The organism is Youngiibacter multivorans, from assembly GCF_017873395.1.
GTDB lineage: Bacteria > Bacillota > Clostridia > Clostridiales > Clostridiaceae > Youngiibacter > Youngiibacter multivorans.
This window is the reverse complement of record NZ_JAGGKC010000016.1, coordinates 1-16,431: the sequence shown is the minus strand read 5'-3', so window position 1 is coordinate 16,431 and position 16,431 is coordinate 1. Positions and strand designations below refer to the sequence as shown.

17 protein-coding genes and 1 riboswitch are annotated in these 16,431 nt (G+C 46.3%); of the genes, 7 read left to right on the top strand and 10 right to left on the bottom strand.

The window, feature by feature from the left end:
- Positions 1-50: 50 nt before the first annotated feature.
- From tsaE to rimI, 3 genes are read left to right on the top strand one after another with little or no spacing between them, the layout of a single operon-like run.
- Positions 51-506 (top strand): tRNA (adenosine(37)-N6)-threonylcarbamoyltransferase complex ATPase subunit type 1 TsaE, encoded by a 456-nt coding sequence (tsaE, locus tag J2Z34_RS09960; RefSeq protein ID WP_209459722.1) that lies wholly within the window; start codon positions 51-53, stop codon positions 504-506.
- Positions 482-1,213, top strand: coding sequence for a tRNA (adenosine(37)-N6)-threonylcarbamoyltransferase complex dimerization subunit type 1 TsaB (gene tsaB, locus J2Z34_RS09955; protein ID WP_209459721.1), 732 nt, complete (start codon positions 482-484; stop codon positions 1,211-1,213). The genes tsaE and tsaB overlap by 25 nt, the downstream gene beginning before the upstream one ends.
- The gene (gene rimI / locus J2Z34_RS09950; protein ID WP_209459720.1) at positions 1,206-1,655 is read left to right on the top strand and encodes a ribosomal protein S18-alanine N-acetyltransferase; all 450 of its coding nucleotides are present in this window, start codon (positions 1,206-1,208) and stop codon (positions 1,653-1,655) included. Before tsaB ends, rimI begins: the two co-directional genes overlap by 8 nt.
- Before the next feature lie 59 nt (positions 1,656-1,714).
- Here rimI and J2Z34_RS09945 read toward each other — a convergent pair whose 3' ends face one another.
- Positions 1,715-2,296, bottom strand: coding sequence for an ECF transporter S component (locus J2Z34_RS09945; protein WP_209459719.1), 582 nt, complete (start codon positions 2,294-2,296; stop codon positions 1,715-1,717).
- 93 nt (positions 2,297-2,389) lie between these two features.
- A riboswitch (FMN riboswitch) is annotated at positions 2,390-2,503 on the bottom strand.
- Between the two features lie 160 nt (positions 2,504-2,663).
- Here J2Z34_RS09945 and J2Z34_RS09940 point away from each other — a divergent pair.
- Entirely contained in the window at positions 2,664-2,969 is a 306-nt protein-coding gene (locus J2Z34_RS09940; protein WP_209459718.1) for a hypothetical protein, read from the top strand.
- Positions 2,970-3,045: 76 nt separating this feature from the next.
- On the opposite strand, the gene J2Z34_RS09935 is transcribed toward J2Z34_RS09940, so the two are convergent.
- The 7 genes from J2Z34_RS09935 to J2Z34_RS09905 all read right to left on the bottom strand — a co-directional run bounded on the left by J2Z34_RS09935 (position 3,046) and on the right by J2Z34_RS09905 (position 12,453).
- Positions 3,046-5,199 (bottom strand): Tex family protein, encoded by a 2,154-nt coding sequence (locus J2Z34_RS09935; protein WP_425348046.1) that lies wholly within the window; start codon positions 5,197-5,199, stop codon positions 3,046-3,048.
- A gap of 4 nt (positions 5,200-5,203) precedes the next feature.
- A protein-coding gene (prfB, locus tag J2Z34_RS09930) for a peptide chain release factor 2 (RefSeq protein WP_209459716.1) occupies positions 5,204-6,326 on the bottom strand; the annotation gives its coding sequence in 2 pieces (ribosomal slippage) (positions 5,204-6,247 and positions 6,249-6,326; 1,122 coding nt in all).
- A 62-nt stretch (positions 6,327-6,388) separates the two neighbouring features.
- Positions 6,389-8,893, bottom strand: a complete 2,505-nt coding sequence (gene secA, locus J2Z34_RS09925; RefSeq protein ID WP_209459715.1) for a preprotein translocase subunit SecA — start codon at positions 8,891-8,893, stop codon at positions 6,389-6,391.
- Positions 8,894-9,108: 215 nt separating this feature from the next.
- A complete protein-coding gene (hpf, locus tag J2Z34_RS09920; RefSeq protein ID WP_209459714.1) occupies positions 9,109-9,645 on the bottom strand; it encodes a ribosome hibernation-promoting factor, HPF/YfiA family in 537 nt (178 codons plus the stop codon).
- A gap of 124 nt (positions 9,646-9,769) precedes the next feature.
- Positions 9,770-10,297 carry a hypothetical protein gene (locus tag J2Z34_RS09915; protein WP_209459713.1) on the bottom strand — a complete coding sequence of 176 codons (528 nt, stop codon included), beginning with the start codon at positions 10,295-10,297 and terminating at the stop codon, positions 9,770-9,772.
- Positions 10,298-10,430: 133 nt separating this feature from the next.
- Positions 10,431-11,750 carry a 6-phospho-beta-glucosidase gene (locus tag J2Z34_RS09910; RefSeq protein ID WP_209459712.1) on the bottom strand — a complete coding sequence of 440 codons (1,320 nt, stop codon included), beginning with the start codon at positions 11,748-11,750 and terminating at the stop codon, positions 10,431-10,433.
- 82 nt (positions 11,751-11,832) lie between these two features.
- Positions 11,833-12,453: a DNA-3-methyladenine glycosylase gene (locus J2Z34_RS09905; protein ID WP_209459711.1), complete on the bottom strand. Its 621-nt coding sequence runs from the start codon at positions 12,451-12,453 to the stop codon at positions 11,833-11,835.
- Positions 12,454-12,556: 103 nt separating this feature from the next.
- Here J2Z34_RS09905 and J2Z34_RS09900 point away from each other — a divergent pair, with 103 nt between their 5' ends.
- A complete protein-coding gene (locus tag J2Z34_RS09900; protein WP_209459710.1) occupies positions 12,557-12,841 on the top strand; it encodes a hypothetical protein in 285 nt (94 codons plus the stop codon).
- Between the two features lie 57 nt (positions 12,842-12,898).
- Here the strand turns inward: J2Z34_RS09900 and J2Z34_RS09895 are convergent, their stop codons facing one another.
- Positions 12,899-13,228, bottom strand: a complete 330-nt coding sequence (locus J2Z34_RS09895; protein ID WP_209459709.1) for a hypothetical protein — start codon at positions 13,226-13,228, stop codon at positions 12,899-12,901.
- Positions 13,229-13,270: 42 nt separating this feature from the next.
- Positions 13,271-13,942 (bottom strand): deoxyribose-phosphate aldolase, encoded by a 672-nt coding sequence (gene deoC, locus J2Z34_RS09890; protein ID WP_209459708.1) that lies wholly within the window; start codon positions 13,940-13,942, stop codon positions 13,271-13,273.
- A gap of 156 nt (positions 13,943-14,098) precedes the next feature.
- Between deoC and J2Z34_RS09885 the strand changes: the two genes are divergently transcribed.
- A complete protein-coding gene (locus J2Z34_RS09885; protein ID WP_209459707.1) occupies positions 14,099-14,506 on the top strand; it encodes a hypothetical protein in 408 nt (135 codons plus the stop codon).
- 84 nt (positions 14,507-14,590) lie between these two features.
- On the top strand, positions 14,591-16,228 hold the full coding sequence (locus tag J2Z34_RS09880) for a putative manganese-dependent inorganic diphosphatase (protein ID WP_209459706.1): 1,638 nt from the start codon (positions 14,591-14,593) through the stop codon (positions 16,226-16,228).
- Positions 16,229-16,431: the final 203 nt, after the last annotated feature.

The window sequence follows — 16,431 nt, the reverse complement described above, 5'->3', positions numbered from 1 at the left end:
ATAGATGGACTTCAAGGTTTGAAGATTTTATTAAGGTTAACGGTGACAAGATGCAAATTATAACAAAATCAGTCGAGGAGACCGTAAAAATAGGAAAAATGCTGGGGATGAATGTAACAAAGGGTACGACTGTATGCCTGACTGGTGACCTCGGAACGGGCAAGACCCATTTCTCCAAAGGCTTTGCTGATGGTCTGGGTATAAAAGGTACCATTACGTCCCCGACTTTTACACTCATAAACGAGTATTATGACGGAAGACTGCCGCTATTCCACTTTGATGTGTACAGGGTGCATGATGAGGAATCGGTTCTTGATCTGGGCTTCGAGGAGTATATTTACGGCAACGGAGTGTGCCTTATCGAATGGGCAGACCTGATAGAAGGCATACTTCCGGAGGAGTTCATACACGTGAATATCGAAAAGACTTATAAAGAGGATGAAAGGGTCATTACTATAAAGTCAGTTGGCGGCGAAATAGAATGGCTGAAGGAGATGAGGAATTGAACATACTATGTGCAGATACATCAACCAACAACTGTTCAGTTGCAGTAATAACAGAAAACACCATGCTCGGCGAGATGGACATAAATTTCGACCTTCAGCACTCGGTTTTGCTGATGCCTATGATAGAAGAGCTTATGGCAAGGCTCAAGTTGTCTCCGAAGGATATTGACGCCCTGTGCGTATCTAAGGGACCAGGTTCTTTCACTGGCCTCAGGATAGGCATGGCAGCGCTAAAGGGCATGGCCCTTGCACTGGGAAAGCCCATGTACTCGTCTACCAGCCTTGAAACACTTGCCTTCGGCGCATTTGGAGCAAAAGGCATAGTCTGTCCTATGCTCGATGCCCTTCGCGGCGCATACTATGCCGCTTTCTACAGGTTCGAGGATGGAAGGCTCATAGCCATTATGCAGCCAGAGGTACTGACCCCGGAGGAAATAGCTGAAAGACTAAAGGATTTCAATGAAGAGGTGCTTGTCATGGGGGAACTTAAGGCAAAAGACCTTGAAGTTCTTACCTCAAAAGGGCTGAAGGTAGTCAAGGCTCCGCCGGCAATGGACATACCAAAGGCCTCGAATCTTGGTTACTGCATGCTTGACAGGATAATTAGCGGAGAGTCCGAAAATCCTGATGAGCTCGTACCTCTATATATAAGGAAAAGCCAGGCAGAGCATGAATACGAGAAAAAGAGAGGCAGACTGAATGGATGATGTCGAGATAGCCGTCATGACGCCAACCCACATCGGGGATGTACATGCTATAAGCCTTTCTTCATTTCCTGTATCATGGTCAAGGGAGGATCTTCTGAAGGAAGTTTACAGTGATAATTCTCTAAACCTAGTGGCACTTGAGAACGGAAAGGTTTTAGGATACATCAACATTTGGTATGTGTATGATGAGGCGGATGTCATAAATGTGGCGGTAAGGGAAGAATCAAGAAAGAGAGGAATAGGCAGGAAACTCATGCTGGAGGCAATAGTAAGGCTGAAGGACAAGGGGATCACTGACTTATACCTGGAGGTCAGGGTGTCAAACCTTCCTGCCCAGAGACTGTATGCATCACTTGGATTCTCAACCATTGGAATTAGAAGGAAATACTACTCAAATGGAGAGGATGCATACAACATGCATCTTGAGATATCTGGAAAATAAAACACAGAAGCCCCGGTAACCGGGGCTTCTGCACGTAAAACAAATATCGGAGTCTTATGTTAAATGCTGTGGAGTCCTTTTCTGTTGAATCCTGATTCCTTCTTTATGAGGAATGAGACCTTGCTGAACAGTAGTATGCTTACCAGAGATACTGCAGCTCCCTTAATCAGGTTGAATAACGGAAGTCCGAAGGTCACATAGCTTTTGAAGAAAGATGCTTCCATACCATCCTTGAAGAACAGAGGGATGAGTATGTATATGTTGGCAGCGATCGCTACAGCTGTAAGGACAAGCGAAGCTACTGCAGTTCCGATTATTGCAGATTTGAGGTTCTTTCCCTTGAGGTATATGAGGCTTGCTGTCAGTACGTATGAGCCTACTATAAGGAAGTTTGCTATCTCACCTACTCCGCCTGTTGAAGACTTGAATATGAAGGCAAACAGCTCCTTGAAGCCTACTGCGAGTACTCCTACCATTGGTCCGAACGCGAATCCTGATATAAGGAGCGGAACTGCACCAAGGTCAAGCTTCAGCCACGGGAATGCAGGGAGTATTGGGAATTCGAAATAGCTCAGAACGAAAGCAAGTGATACCAGTAGTGCGGTCTTGACGATGACGTTGGTCTTTTTTGAGATGTTCATTATGATTCCTCCTAAAGATTGCTGTCCTCAGAAGATCGATTCAGTAAAAAAGCCCTGATTCCATAAGAAATCAGGGCGACGCAACCAAATGCAATCTATCTTCTTTCATCCAGACTATACTGTCGGCTTCGGAATTCAACCGAATCAGCCTTACGGCTCGCGGGCTATACCGCCGGTGGGGAATCACACCCCGCCCTGAAGACGCTATTATTTTTACAAATTAATAATAGCATACCGTTATATTATTGTCAATTCGAAAATGTAATATTTACATGGTCGTTTACCGAACAGATTTGCTTCTTGAAAACCTATTTATTGAAAGAAATGTCAAATGACATTATAATAATTGAAAAGGAGTGAATTGCTAATGACAATGGTATCCCTTTACACGGAAATGATTGAAGAAGGCTACAAGCTTCTCGATACATTCACCATCCAATATCCCTACGGACTGTATAAGGACAGCTTCTATAGCAACACATACGATGGTCTCACAAAGTTTGTAAACAAGCTTCTCATTCTGGTTTCCGACATGGAGCCAATGAAGAAGGAAGATCCGCTTTACGTACTTGTCAGGTCGTACCGTGGCAAGATAGGAAACCTTGACCTAGTGGAATTCAAGAAGCTGTTATCACTTCTTGAGGAAAGAGCCCTGGATAAAGCGAAGAGTTAATAGAGGGAGTAGCATGTGGCAGTAAACTTAATATCTTCGAATTCAAATGGCGCACCATATGGTGCGCCATTTGAATTTACTTCCTTTTACCCAGTCCCTTCATTGAAAGGCTTATCCTCTTCCTTCGTATGTCGACCTCGAGAACCCTTACTTCCACGACATCGCCGGTTTTTACGAAGTCGAGGGGATTCTTGACGAATACGTCAGCAAGCTGACTGATATGGACAAGTCCGTCCTGGTGGACGCCAATATCGACGAACGCTCCAAAATCTGATACGTTCCTTACAGTACCTGTCAGTATCATCCCTTCCTGAAGGTCCTTAAGATCCATGACACCCTGCTTGAAGAGAGGCTTTGGAAGCTCATCTCTCGGGTCTCTTCCGGGCTTTGTCAGCTCCTTCAGGATATCCCTTATCGTATACTCTCCAAGAGAGGTTAGCTCCATTAGCTTTGCAAGGCCGAATTCCTGAGCAGCCTTTTCAATTCCGCTGAGGCTACCCGTCTCGACATCCTTCTTGTTGAAGCCAAGCTCCTTAAGTATCGTCCTGGTTGCAGCGTAGGCTTCCGGATGGACTGATGTCCTGTCAAGCGGCTCCTTGCCTCCGGTAATCCTCAGAAAGCCTGCACACTGTTCGAATGCCTTGTCTCCAAGTCTCTTTACCTTCTTAAGTTCGCTTCTCGAGGCGAATCTACCTGTCTCGTCCCTGTAATCAACTATGTTTTTCGCCAGGGTCTTGTTGATCCCTGAAACGTAGGACAGCAGAGACGGAGTCGCAAGGTTAAGGTCAACTCCCACCTTGTTGACGCAGTCCTCCACTACTCCGGTGAGGGACTCATCGAGCTTCTTTTTAGTTATGTCGTGCTGGTATTGGCCGACGCCTATTGATTTCGGGTCAATCTTTACAAGCTCCGCCATCGGGTCCTGGAGCCTCCTCGCGATCGATATCGCTCCCCTGACTGTTACATCAAGGTCCGGATACTCCTTTGTCGCAAGCTCAGATGCGCTGTATACGGAGGCGCCTGCCTCATTTGTGATGACGTAAGAAAGGTTTGTGCCTTCCTTCTTGAGCTGGTCAATAAGCTCCACCAGGACCTCTTCGGATTCTCTCGATGCAGTGCCATTACCTAATGAGACCACCGAAACAGAGTGCTTCTTTACAAGCGTCTTAAGCTTCCTTATAGACCCGTCTACGTCCCTTTGCGGTACCGTAGGGTAAATTGTCGTATTCTCCAGGAATTTACCTGTATCATCAAGAACGGCTATCTTGCAGCCTGTCCTGAAGCCCGGATCATAGCCCATGACAGCCATACCCTTGACAGGAGGCTGCATCAGCACGGATTTAAGGTTCTCCTTGAATACGATGATTGCTCCGTCTTCGGCCTTTTCTGTCAGCGCGTTCCTGAGCTCCCTTTCAAGAGCAGGGAAAATAAGCCTCTTATAGGAGTCCTTCAGGGCTTCAAGGATTATGGAGTCATTCTCTTCCCTTCCTGAAAGGAACTTTGACTTTAAGTCCCTTATTGCTCCTTCAGTGTCGGATTCGATGGAGACCTTAAGGATCTCTTCCTTTTCTCCCCTGTTTATTGCCAGGATCCTGTGGCCAGGCATTTTTCTTGCCTCTTCCCTGTAGTCGTAGTACGTCTCGTATGGAGTATTCTCCTTGCTTCCGGTTGTTATTATGACTGCAGTTCTGGCGAGGAGAGCTCTAAGTGAACCCCTTGTGGCCGGATCCTCCGACACAGATTCAGCAATGATGTCCATTGCACCTGCTATGGCCTCTTCAGCAGTCGCTACAGCTTCTGAAATGTATTTTTGCGCTTCTTTCCTTACATCAGCCATGCCCTTCATGATATGTACGGAAAGAGGTTCAAGACCCTTCTCCCTGGCTATTGTAGCCCTTGTCCTCTTTTTTGGCCTGAAGGGCAGGTATATGTCCTCAAGCCTTGTCTGAGTCTCTGCTTTTTGCACATCCGCCCTGAGCTCGTCAGTAAGCACACCCTGCTCCTCAAGGGATTTGAGTATGCCTTCCTTCCTTTCCTCGAGGGCGCGGAGATACACAAGCCTTTCAGCGAGCTTTCTCAGCGCTTCATCATCAAGTGATCCTGTGGCTTCCTTTCTGTATCTTGCTATGAAGGGTACAGTGGAACCCTCATCAAGGAGCTTCACTGCACCTTCAACCTGTGAAAGCGCGACTCCCAATTCTTTTGCTATCTTTTGAAGTATATCCATAATGCTCCTATTTCTGAATTTCTATTGTTCCGTTGTTCGACTGCTTTAGATATTCCGAGATGAACATGTCGAGGTCGCCGTTCATGACTTCAGTCACATTACCGTTTTCGGCAAGTGTCCTGTGGTCTTTTACCAGATTATAAGGATTGAATACGTAGCTCCTTATCTGGCTTCCCCAGCTCATATCCTTGAGCACTCCGGCAAGGTCTTCGATCTTTTCCTTGTGTGCCCGCTCCTTGAGCTCAATCAGCTTGGATTTCAGCATCTTCATTGCTGTATCCCTGTTGGAATACTGGCTCCTCTCATTCTGGCAAGCGGCTATTAATCCTGTCGGCAGATGAGTCAGCCTTACTGCACTGTCTGTAGTGTTGACATGCTGGCCACCCGCTCCGCCTGACCTGAAGGTATCCATCTTGATGTCCTCGTCCCTGATTTCAATGTCCTGTTCCTGTGTAAGGACAGGCATGACTTCCACGGAAGCAAAGGATGTCTGCCTCTTGCCGCTTGCGTTGAATGGAGAAATCCTGACAAGCCTGTGTATGCCCTTTTCTGCCTTAAGGTAGCCGTAAGCATGAGGTCCTGTGATCCTTAATGATGCATCCCTTATACCGGCTTCATCGCCGTCTATGATATCAAGTACTTCTACCTTATACCCCTTCTTGTCAGCCCACCTTGTGTACATACGAAGAAGCATCTGGGTCCAGTCCTGGGCATCAGTACCGCCAACGCCTACATGCAGGGATAATATGGCGTCATTTTCATCATATTCTCCAGAGAGGAGGATTTCTATCTTCCTTTCTTCAAGGGCTTCCTTCAGTGATCCGATTTCCGACAGTACTTCCTGAGCCATATCGTCATCATCCTCAGACAACTCTGCAAGTGTCTCTATCTCGTCGATCCTGTTCTTCAATGACTTGTAACCGTTGATCCGGTCTTCGGTCATCTTCTGTTCCCGGGATACTTCCCTGGCCTTTTCGGAATCATTCCAGAAGTCCGGTTCGGACATCTTGTGTATCAGTTCTTCCTTTTTCTTCTCAAGTGCCTCGACGTCAAAGTGACACCCGGATTTCTTCCAAACTATCCTTCATACCTTTGACATCGTTCAGCGCTTCTGCAAGTTTAAGCAGCATATGACCAACTCCCTCATCATTTTGTAAACATAGAGGAAAGGACCCTGACGGGTCCTCCCTATTTATTTTGCATCTTTTCCATGGCAGTTCTTGAATTTCTTTCCGCTTCCGCATGGACACGGATCGTTTCTTCCTACCTTTGAGCCTTTCTTAACGGGTTCCTTGGCGAGTGAGTCGTCATAGTTGGTCTTTGTTTCCACAGCGACCTGCTCCCTTTCGATCTCCTCTTCCTTCCTTACCCTTACATGCATAAGATACTTTATTGTATCATTGTTGATTGACTGAACCATCTGGTCGAACATCTCAGAGCCTTCGAACTGGTATGCCTGTACAGGGTCCTGCTGCTTGTACGCACGAAGCCCCATTCCCTTCTTAAGGTGATCCATATCGTCGATATGGTCCATCCACTTGGTGTCGACAACCCTCAGGAGGATGACTCTCTCGATCTCCCTCATCTGCTCGCCGATTTCCGCTTCCTTCTCCTGGTAGATCTTCTCAGCCTCATCGTAGAGCTTTTCCTCTATCTGCTCATTTGAAAGTTCAATCAGGGAATCAGAGTCCACCCTTCCCTCGAATGGTATGATATCGCCAAGGAAATCCTTCAGCTTCTTCATCTCATCGGCTCGGTTCGCGCTTCCTGTCAGATGCACGCCAACAGCATAGTCTATTACGTTCCTCATCATGGACCTGACGTTATCCTTGAGGTCCATGCCGTTAAGGACCTGTCTCCTCTGTCCGTAGATGACCTCTCTCTGCTTGTTCATGACATCGTCATATCCGAGGAGCGTCTTTCTTACGTCAAAGTTGTTTCCTTCAACCTTCTTCTGGGCATTCTCGATTGCCTTGGAAACCATCTTGGACTCAATTGCATCATCCTCAAGGCCCATGCTGTCTATCATCCCATACAGCCTTTCAGATCCGAATATCCTCATCAGGTCGTCCTCAAGTGACAGATAGAACCTGGATTCTCCCGGATCTCCCTGCCTTCCTGAACGTCCTCTCAGCTGATTGTCTATACGCCTGGATTCATGTCTCTCTGTACCAAGTATCTTAAGACCGCCGTTGCCTACGACACCTTCTCCAAGCTTTATGTCAGTACCTCTTCCGGCCATGTTTGTAGCGATGGTGACCATTCCCGGTTCGCCAGCGTGTGACACGATCTCAGCTTCCTTCTCATGGTACTTTGCGTTCAGCACCTGGTGAGGTATTCCGACTCTCTTAAGGAGTGACGAGACAACCTCGGACCTTTCAATTGAAATGGTACCAACAAGCACCGGCTGACCCTTCTCATGGGATTCCTTTATCTCATTGACAAGAGCCTTGTATTTTGCTTCCACATTCCTGTATATTGCATCAGGATGGTCTCCCCTCGTTATTGGAAGGTTAGTTGGAATTGCGATGACATCAAGACCATAGGTATGTCTGAATTCATTCTCTTCAGTCAGGGCGGTACCTGTCATACCTGAAAGCTTTGTGTACATCCTGAAGTAGTTCTGGAAGGTTATCGTCGCAAGAGTCTTGGACTCCCTTTCGACCTTGACTCCTTCCTTGGCCTCGATGGCCTGATGAAGTCCTTCTGAATATCTTCTTCCTTCCATGAGTCTTCCAGTGAACTCATCTACGATGATGACTTCGCCGTCCTTGACCATGTAGTCCTTGTCTGCTTTGAACAGGTAATTCGCCTTGAGGGCCTGTGATACATGGTGCTGAAGCTCCATGTTCTTCGGGTCTGCATAGTTGTCCACTCCGAAGGTCTTTTCAGCCTTCGAGACTCCTTCTTCTGAAAGAAGGACGGTTCTTGCCTTCTCGTCCACTGTGTAGTCTGTCTCCTGCTGGAGCCTCTTCACGAAGAAATCTGCTACCCTGTAGAACTCTGTTGATTTCTCACCCTGCCCTGAAATTATGAGAGGCGTCCTTGCCTCGTCAATCAGTATGGAGTCAACCTCATCCACTATCGCGAAGTTTAAGTCTCTCTGTACCATTTCTGTAGCGTAGACTACCATGTTGTCCCTCAGGTAATCGAAGCCAAGCTCATTGTTTGTTCCATAGGTTATATCGCAGCTGTAAGCATATCGCCTCTCTGCGTTTGTGAGGTTGTGCAGTATTACACCGCATGTAAGCCCCAGGAATTCATAAATCTGGCCCATCCAGTCCCGGTCACGCTTTGCAAGGTAGTCATTGACAGTTACTACATGTACTCCCTTTCCCGCGAGTGCGTTGAGGTAACATGGAAGGGTTGCCACAAGGGTCTTACCTTCACCGGTCTTCATCTCGGCTATTCTGCCCTGATGAAGTACGATTCCTCCTATAAGCTGCACTCTGAAGTGCTTCATTCCAAGAACTCTCCATGAAGCCTCACGAACTGTGGCAAACGCTTCAGGAAGTATGTCTTCCAGAGTCTCTCCATTAGCAAGCCTTTCCTTGAACCAGGCTGTCTTAGCCTTCAGCTCGTCATCTGTGAGCTTCTGGTATTCGGCATCCAGAGCCTCGATCTTGTCCGCCAATGGCAGCAGTCTCTTGACTTCTCTTTCGCTGTAGGTGCCTAAAATCTTGTCGAATAATCCCATCTTTTCAACCCCATCCAAATTATTGCAGGGGATTTCCCTGCACTTACGAAAAATGTGCATATCGGCACAAATAACATTATACCATCTATTCTCGGCCCATATCAACCTGAGTGACAACTGGACCCCCAAGTGATATGATGCCAAAAATTAATTAAAATTTCCTTTAAATCGAAAAGGGAGCCATAAGGCTCCCTGTATTTTCATTCATTTTGACTTCAGGACTCAAGTTCCTTCTCGATCAGGCCGTAGTTTCCGTCCTTTCTCTTGTATACTACTCCCATGTCTCCGTTCTCATCCTCGAAAACGTAGAAGTCATGTCCGAGAAGCTCCATCTGAAGTACTGCCTCCTCCTTGTCCATAGGCTTTATGGAAATCTTCTTTGTCTTTACAATCCTTGGCTCCTTCAGTTCATCTTCATACCTTGCGTTGAAGGCAGCCTCATTGAATCTTACAGATTCTCCGCTTTGTCTCCTTTCTATTCTTGTCTTGTACCTTCTTATCTGCCTCTCGAGGATATCCTGTGCCATATCGATTGACTTGTACATGTCATCAGTGGATTCCTCTGCTCTTAAGAGTACGTGCCCAAAGGGGATCGTCACCTCAAAGGTATGATTCAGTTTTATTACGCTAAGCGATGCCCTTGCCTCAACCGGCTGGTTGAAGTATTTGTCCAGCTTTCCAAGCTTGGACTCTACAGCCTCCTTCAGACCCTGAGTTAGTTCGATGTTCTTAGCATAAATAGATACTTTCATGTTATAGCCCCCTTGCAGTGTAAGTAGTTATGTTAATTATATTTTAACCCAAGAGCCAACCTTTTTAAAGGTTAACGGCTGGTGAATTAACAAAATTTTCAATCAATTTATGAGAAAAATTTCATCATCCTATATTGACAGCATCTATATTACCTATAAACCTTGAGTATTCATTGTTTTTTTCAAGGATACCCAGTATATATTCACTCTCCTTGCTGGTGAGATGCCTTTTCCTTGTAAGCACGTCTATGGATTCCTGGGATCCGAGGGTCCTCTCAAACCAAATGACAAGTATTCCGTCCTCATTCATCAGTACCCTGGATTTCCCTCTGAAAAGCTTGTTTCCGACTCCGATTCCTCTCCACTGGAATGTCCTGCCATCATCACCTGGTATATCTATTCCGGATTTCATCCTCATCCTTCCGTTTTTCCTGTATTCCACCACATCCTTCAGCACCAGCTCCTCGCCCCTGTGCTCCAGAGTATAATTGAAGGAGATCGTGTCTATGTTCCCGGCCTTCCACATAGGGCAGCCTGAGTACTGTAGAAACCATCTCCCTTCCATTTCCTTCATTATCTTGTCGGTCATATGAATCACTCCCGCCGCTTCGCCTAATCTTGCTGTCCTTGTTACTTCTATTATAATCCACATTTGCGCCAATCACATTGCATAAAATGAATGTTCAAGCAATGTTCAAAACTATGTTAAAAATGTGAAGAGGCTCCGGTGTTCCCGAAGCCCCTGACTAAGCTGTCATTTGGTTCTAATATCACGTTACGTGTTGTTATTTTACGAAAAACTGTGGAAGGTGGTCCTTGTGAGCCTCAAGCATCTCATCAAGAAGAACCTTGGCATCAACATCCTCCTGTACCAGAGGATTCATTGTCATTGCGGCAAGAGCAAGGTTGTAGTCACCGGTCATTGCCGCATCTGCTGCTGTCTGCTCAAAAGCCTTGATCTGCTGTACGAGTCCCCTTACCGCGGTCGGAAGGTGTCCCATTGAAAGTGGCACAGGACCGTTCTTTGTGATTATGCAGCTTACTTCAACTGCTGAGTCGTAGGCGATATCGGCAAGTGCTCCCCTGTTCATGGTGTTTACAGGCTGGATGTCCATCGTGTCGTTGTATATTGAGTTTATGAGCCTGCATGCTGCATCGCTGTAGTATGCGCCTCCTCTTTCCTGGAGCTGCGGCGGCTTTATGTCAAGAGTCTCATCCTTGTAGAGCTCGAACAGCTCCTCTTCAAGCTTCTTTACTGTCTCTGCCCTTGTTCCGTTCTCGGCATATGCCTTGAGTTCAGATTCAAGCATCTCCCTCTTCTTGAAGTAGTATCTGTGGTAAGGACATGGTATGACTCCGATTCCTCTTATGAAATCTGGCTCCCACTTGAAGTCCTTGATGTTCTTCATGGTCGTAACAACATTGGCGTCAGTGTACTTCTCGATGAATTCCTTCATGAAAGGCTTTCCGTCAACATATATCTCCTTGCCGAAGACCATATGGTTGAGTCCGGCAAAATCCATCCTTATCCTTGACGGGTCCATTTCAAGTATTTCAGCTGCCATTCTCTCCATGCCTATAGGTACGTTGCAGAGGCCGATGACCTTTTTTGTATATCCATATTTCAGAAGCGCTTCAGTAACCATACCTGCAGGATTTGTGAAGTTGATGAGCCATGCATCCGGACAAAGCTCCGCCATGTCCTTGGTTATTCCGACGACTATGGGGATAGTCCTCAGGCCCTTGAAAAGTCCGCCTGCTCCGTTTGTCTCCTGTCCCATGTAGCCGTGCTTAAGCGGAATCCTCTCATCCTTTATCCTTGCATCAAGAAGTCCTACTCTGAACTGGGTTGTTACGAAGTCTGCATCCTTTAGTGCTTCCCTTCTGTCAAGGGTAAGATGGATCTCAATATCAAGACCGGCCTTCTTCACCATTCTCTTTGCAAGGTTGCCTACGATTTCGAGCTTTTCTCTGCCATCCTCGATGTCAACCAGCCAGAGTTCTGATACCGGAAGCTCTGAATGTCTCTTTATGAAGCCTTCCACGAGCTCCGGTGTGTAGCTGGATCCTCCACCGATTGTTACAATCTTCAAACCTTTTTTCATAATTACCTCCATGCGCTTTTAGTTACAAGATGATGATACCGCAGAAGATGGCTGAGTGCCTTTCAAAAGTTGCCAAAGGTTTTCAGAACTTGGAAAAACCTTCCTTCATGCAGAACCGCCACGGTACCGCTGCCCATTCTTCAGCATAATCTACACCGATGCGTGGAGATGAATAATACTCCGGAGATGATCCAATATCATAGAGCGAAATTGACCTATGCCCGTAAATCCCGTTTACCTGCCTTCCATAATCCTCCATATTTATCCCGAGTGCCTTCGTAAGGTTGCCGGGACCCCTGGCAAGAGACGCCATCTCCCTGCCTGTGAGCTGGTCAGGTCTTTTACCGAACCTTCTTTCTGACATGAGAAAAGTACCGCTCCTTGGTAATGCAGACCGGATAAGTACAGCCGCAGGAAACCCCTGGTTTCCTGTCACTATGTTCAGAAGCACGTGCATTCCATAAACCAGATAAACATATATTACCCCCGGCTCTCCATACATTACCCTGTTCCTCTCAGTGATTCTACCGCCGAATGCGTGGGAGGCCTTGTCCTCGAAGCCGGAATAGCTTTCAGTCTCACTAATCACAGCGCTACAAAAGCTTGTGCCATCCCTCACCTCGATTACCTTCCCGAGAAGCTCCCCTGCAACGATATGGGCATCCCTTTCGAAAAAATCCTTACTGAGCTGATAATCTGCCATATTAGCACCACCTGTCTTGGATTTGTAATTAAGTGAAGGGCTTCTGATGATATAATCTTAAGTACAACGAAGGACTGCATAAAGAGTCCGAAAGGAGCATAGCATGGATTCAAGCACAATCAGGCTGATTCTGATAGTAGGTGCATTCTTCCTGGCAGGCGGCATCTACAGCATAGTAGTCAGTCTGTTTACAAGAAACGTGTACATCAGGCACATACCTTCATTCCTTGGGGCTGCAGTCATAATCTATTACGTATACCAGCTTATGACGACAACTCCGGAAGGTTTCAGGGACATCGCATACATACTTTCTGTAATAATGATAGGATTCGTGATATTTGGAAATGTAATCACGAATGTAATAGTCAACATGAGGCGGAGAAATTAATTCTCCGCCTCTTCCATGCTGTCAGATATATTGATTTAGGGTAAAGATAATACTTAGCTATACGTTCTTCCAGGAAAGGGTAATGATCTGATTCTTTAGAGATCCTTCCTTATGCTCCACCTGGTAGCCGTACTCTTTCATTTTTGATAGAAGCTTTCTTCTCCTGTCATCCGGCAGCTCGTCCGGAGTAAAGAAGAAGACCTCACTTTCCTTTCCGAGATAGGCTACGCGCTTAGCCCTCTTCTGCATCTTTATAGCCATTTCTGCAACTTCCTTGTCGTCGTCCTCGTACTCCCTTATGAATATTTCGAGAACCTTTCCCTTGAGCTCGTCAGGAATGTCAATTACTTTCCCGAGAAGTTCGGAGTCTATAATGTCTCTGTGCATCCAAATACCTCATTTCCATGGAATGTGCTAATTAAGCTTACTTCAATAGTCAGTATCAGATGCGCCATGGGTGACTATTGCAACTGATCCTGATGTCCCGAGTCTGGTCGCTCCGGCTTCTATCATGGCTATGGCATCGTCGTAGGTCCTGACTCCACCGGAAGCCTTAACTCCCATTTCCTTGCCTACCGTCATCCTCATCAGAGCTATGTCGGCTTTGGTAGCCCCGCCTGTCGAGAATCCGGTTGAGGTCTTGACGAAGGTTGCACCTGCAGCTTTCGCTATCTCACATGCAGTTACCTTCTCGTCGTCAGTCAGAAGGCAGGTCTCTATTATGACCTTCGTAAGCTTGTCTCCTGCCGCAAGTACTACAGCTTCGATGTCCTCCTTGACATAATCGTAGTCCTTGTCCTTGAGCCTGCCTACATTGATTACCATGTCTATCTCATCGGCACCTCTGAAAACCGCTTCCTTGGTCTCGAAGGACTTTGCCTCAGTTGTCATCTGGCCAAGTGGGAATCCGACAACAGTACAGACCTTGACATCAGTTCCCTCAAGCATCGCCTTAGCCTTCTCGATGTTGCAGGGATTGATGCAGACGCTCCAGAATGAATATTTTGCAGCCTCCTCGCAAAGCTTTCTAAGCTGGGCATCAGTCGCATCCGGCTTTAGAAGAGTATGGTCTATCATACCAGCTATCATCTTATTATCCATTTTTCATCCTCCCGGTTTCTTTATTCATTCCCATTTTAACATAACAAGCTTCACTTGGACCCGATGCTTCAGGATATCGTAGTATTTTTTGTACTTTTTTCTTGGAGGTTATGCTATAATTATCATCAGCAATCATACAATCAAAGGAGTTTTATAATGGGGTTCAAAGACAAACTGCAGAAATACTATGCAGACAGCTACTTGAAGAAATACGGTGACAGGATGGCGCAGGCTTACGGTACCGTATTGTCAATTAAGGTCGAGGAGAAGAAGATACTCTTCGGGCTTATCAACAAGCTGGTTGCAACTGTAATAATCAAGCCTGAAGGCCAGAAAAACGTGCTCAGGGCAGTGTACAAGGCGTCAAAATGGTTCAAGAAGCCAGAATTCATGACTATCGGCCAGGGAAACATAGTGCTTCTCCAGGGTCTGAAGGGTGAAAAAGGCAAGACAGGCTCTGATATGTTCGATATCAAGAACATCAGAAACATCACCACAAAGAAGGATCTCTTCAAGACGGATACACCTCTTCCAAAGAGGCAAATCCAGATGAAGAGGAAATAACGTCAAAAAAAGCCTGTGATTGTATTGCAGGCTTATTTTTTACAGTATCTGATATTTTATTTGTTATAAAAGGAGGTCAATGAATTGAAGGACACTGTTTTTGTGACAGGTCACAAAAATCCCGATTCCGACTCCATATGTGCAGCACTGGCCTATGCTGAATTCAAAAACAAAACGGGAACTGTAGATGCTATTCCTGTAAGGCTTGGCGAGATCAACAGGGAGACGAGCTTCATACTTAGCCATTTTGAGGTCGAGCCTCCAATGCTGATTGAGACGGTAAAGCTCCAGGTGAAGGACATGGATATTGACAAGATAACACCTGTCAGCCCTGACATCACATTGAAGATGGCATGGAACCTGATGCGCAAGCAGAATGTGAAGAGCCTTCCTGTCATAGATGACAACGAGCTTCTCATGGGAGTGGTCTCAGTTACGAATGTAACCGAAAGCTACATGGATGTCTGGGACAACACCATACTTGGCAAAGCCAACGTGACGCTCGAAAATATTATAGATACTCTTACTGCAAAGCCAGTAAGCATTGAGAAGTCGAGAAAGACATTTTCAGGCAAGATACTTGTCTTATCCGGCTCCAATGATACCGCTTCAAAGATGCTGGAGGAGGGAGACATTGCAATTTGCGGAGACAGGGTTGATTCTCAGGAGCTCTGCATCGACAAGAAGGTTGCCCTCATCATTGTGACGACAAGCAACACCATGAGTCCTGAACTTCTGGAGAAGGCCAGGGAAAACAAAGTGACCATACTCAGCACTCCGTATGATACCTTTACAACTGCAAGGCTTATAACGCAGGCAGTCCCGGTAAGGCATGTCATGGGAAGCGACAAGCTCATATACTTCTCCTCGGAGGATTACATTGAAGACATAAGAGGCGTGATGGCAGAGACAAGGTACAGGAGCTACCCAGTTGTCAGTGTAGAGGGCAAGGTTGCAGGAACAGTATCCAGGTATCACCTCATCTCTGCAAAGAAGAAAAAGGTCATCCTTGTCGACCATAATGAGCGCGGACAGTCCGTCGATGGGCTTGAGGATGCTGAAATCCTTGAGATCATTGACCACCACAGGGTAGCGGATGTAGCAACAGGGACTCCCATATATTTCAGGAATGAGCCTGTAGGAAGCACATCAACAATAGTAGCGAATATTTTCTTTGAGAACGGCATACGGCCGTCTAAAAAGATAGCAGGAATACTCTGTGCAGCCATAATATCCGATACTCTCCTATTCAGGTCCCCCACTGCCACCAACGTGGACAGGATGACACTGGAAAGGCTTGCGATGCTGGCAGACATCGATGTCAACAGCTTTGCTCTTGAAATGTTCAAGTACGGTACATCCCTCGCCGGGAGAAGCCCGGACGAGATTCTGAACCAGGACTTCAAGGTCTTCTCCTATGATGACGAGAAGGTCGGAGTGGCTCAGGTATACTCGATGGATGCAGACTCCATAATGGACCTGAAGGAGCCACTCATTGAAGCAATGGACCTTAAGGCAAGGACCGGAGACTTCACTATGGTTGCCCTGATACTTACAGACATATACAAGGAAGGCTCTGAGATAATAGCAGTCGGAAAGCACAAGGAGCTTATTAACAAGGCCTTCAACGTTGAGCTGGTCAATAACTCAGTGTATATCCCTGGCATACTGTCCAGGAAGAAGCAGGTAATACCTCCTCTTACAGCAGCTATAAACAGATAGACTTCAGGGAAGGTCAGATCTTTTGACCTTCCCTTCTAAATTTCTCATCTGCTTCCTGGAATTTGCTGCTGCAGTTTCATTTTCAAATTAGCCCCCATGTTGAAAATGGGTTAATTGAAAAAGCAACTTCCACTTTGCCAAATAGAATTCCACTAATTTAGGAATCTGGGATTTCTTTGATGTACATGGTTTTTTAGACAGTT

Bases quoted from the DNA above. Each gene is read 5' to 3' on its own strand.
- hpf (WP_209459714.1), bottom strand. From the start codon at position 9,645: ATGAAAGTATCTATTTATGCTAAGAACATCGAACTAACTCAGGGTCTG.
- secA (WP_209459715.1), bottom strand. From the start codon at position 8,893: ATGGGATTATTCGACAAGATTTTAGGCACCTACAGCGAAAGAGAAGTC.
- J2Z34_RS09945 (WP_209459719.1), bottom strand. From the start codon at position 2,296: ATGAACATCTCAAAAAAGACCAACGTCATCGTCAAGACCGCACTACTG.
- J2Z34_RS09900 (WP_209459710.1), top strand. From the start codon at position 12,557: ATGGATTCAAGCACAATCAGGCTGATTCTGATAGTAGGTGCATTCTTC.
- J2Z34_RS09910 (WP_209459712.1), bottom strand. From the start codon at position 11,750: ATGAAAAAAGGTTTGAAGATTGTAACAATCGGTGGAGGATCCAGCTAC.
- deoC (WP_209459708.1), bottom strand. From the start codon at position 13,942: ATGGATAATAAGATGATAGCTGGTATGATAGACCATACTCTTCTAAAG.
- J2Z34_RS09895 (WP_209459709.1), bottom strand. From the start codon at position 13,228: ATGCACAGAGACATTATAGACTCCGAACTTCTCGGGAAAGTAATTGAC.
- tsaB (WP_209459721.1), top strand. From the start codon at position 482: ATGGCTGAAGGAGATGAGGAATTGAACATACTATGTGCAGATACATCA.
- J2Z34_RS09885 (WP_209459707.1), top strand. From the start codon at position 14,099: ATGGGGTTCAAAGACAAACTGCAGAAATACTATGCAGACAGCTACTTG.
- J2Z34_RS09915 (WP_209459713.1), bottom strand. From the start codon at position 10,297: ATGTGGATTATAATAGAAGTAACAAGGACAGCAAGATTAGGCGAAGCG.
- tsaE (WP_209459722.1), top strand. From the start codon at position 51: ATGCAAATTATAACAAAATCAGTCGAGGAGACCGTAAAAATAGGAAAA.
- J2Z34_RS09905 (WP_209459711.1), bottom strand. From the start codon at position 12,453: ATGGCAGATTATCAGCTCAGTAAGGATTTTTTCGAAAGGGATGCCCAT.
- rimI (WP_209459720.1), top strand. From the start codon at position 1,206: ATGGATGATGTCGAGATAGCCGTCATGACGCCAACCCACATCGGGGAT.
- J2Z34_RS09940 (WP_209459718.1), top strand. From the start codon at position 2,664: ATGACAATGGTATCCCTTTACACGGAAATGATTGAAGAAGGCTACAAG.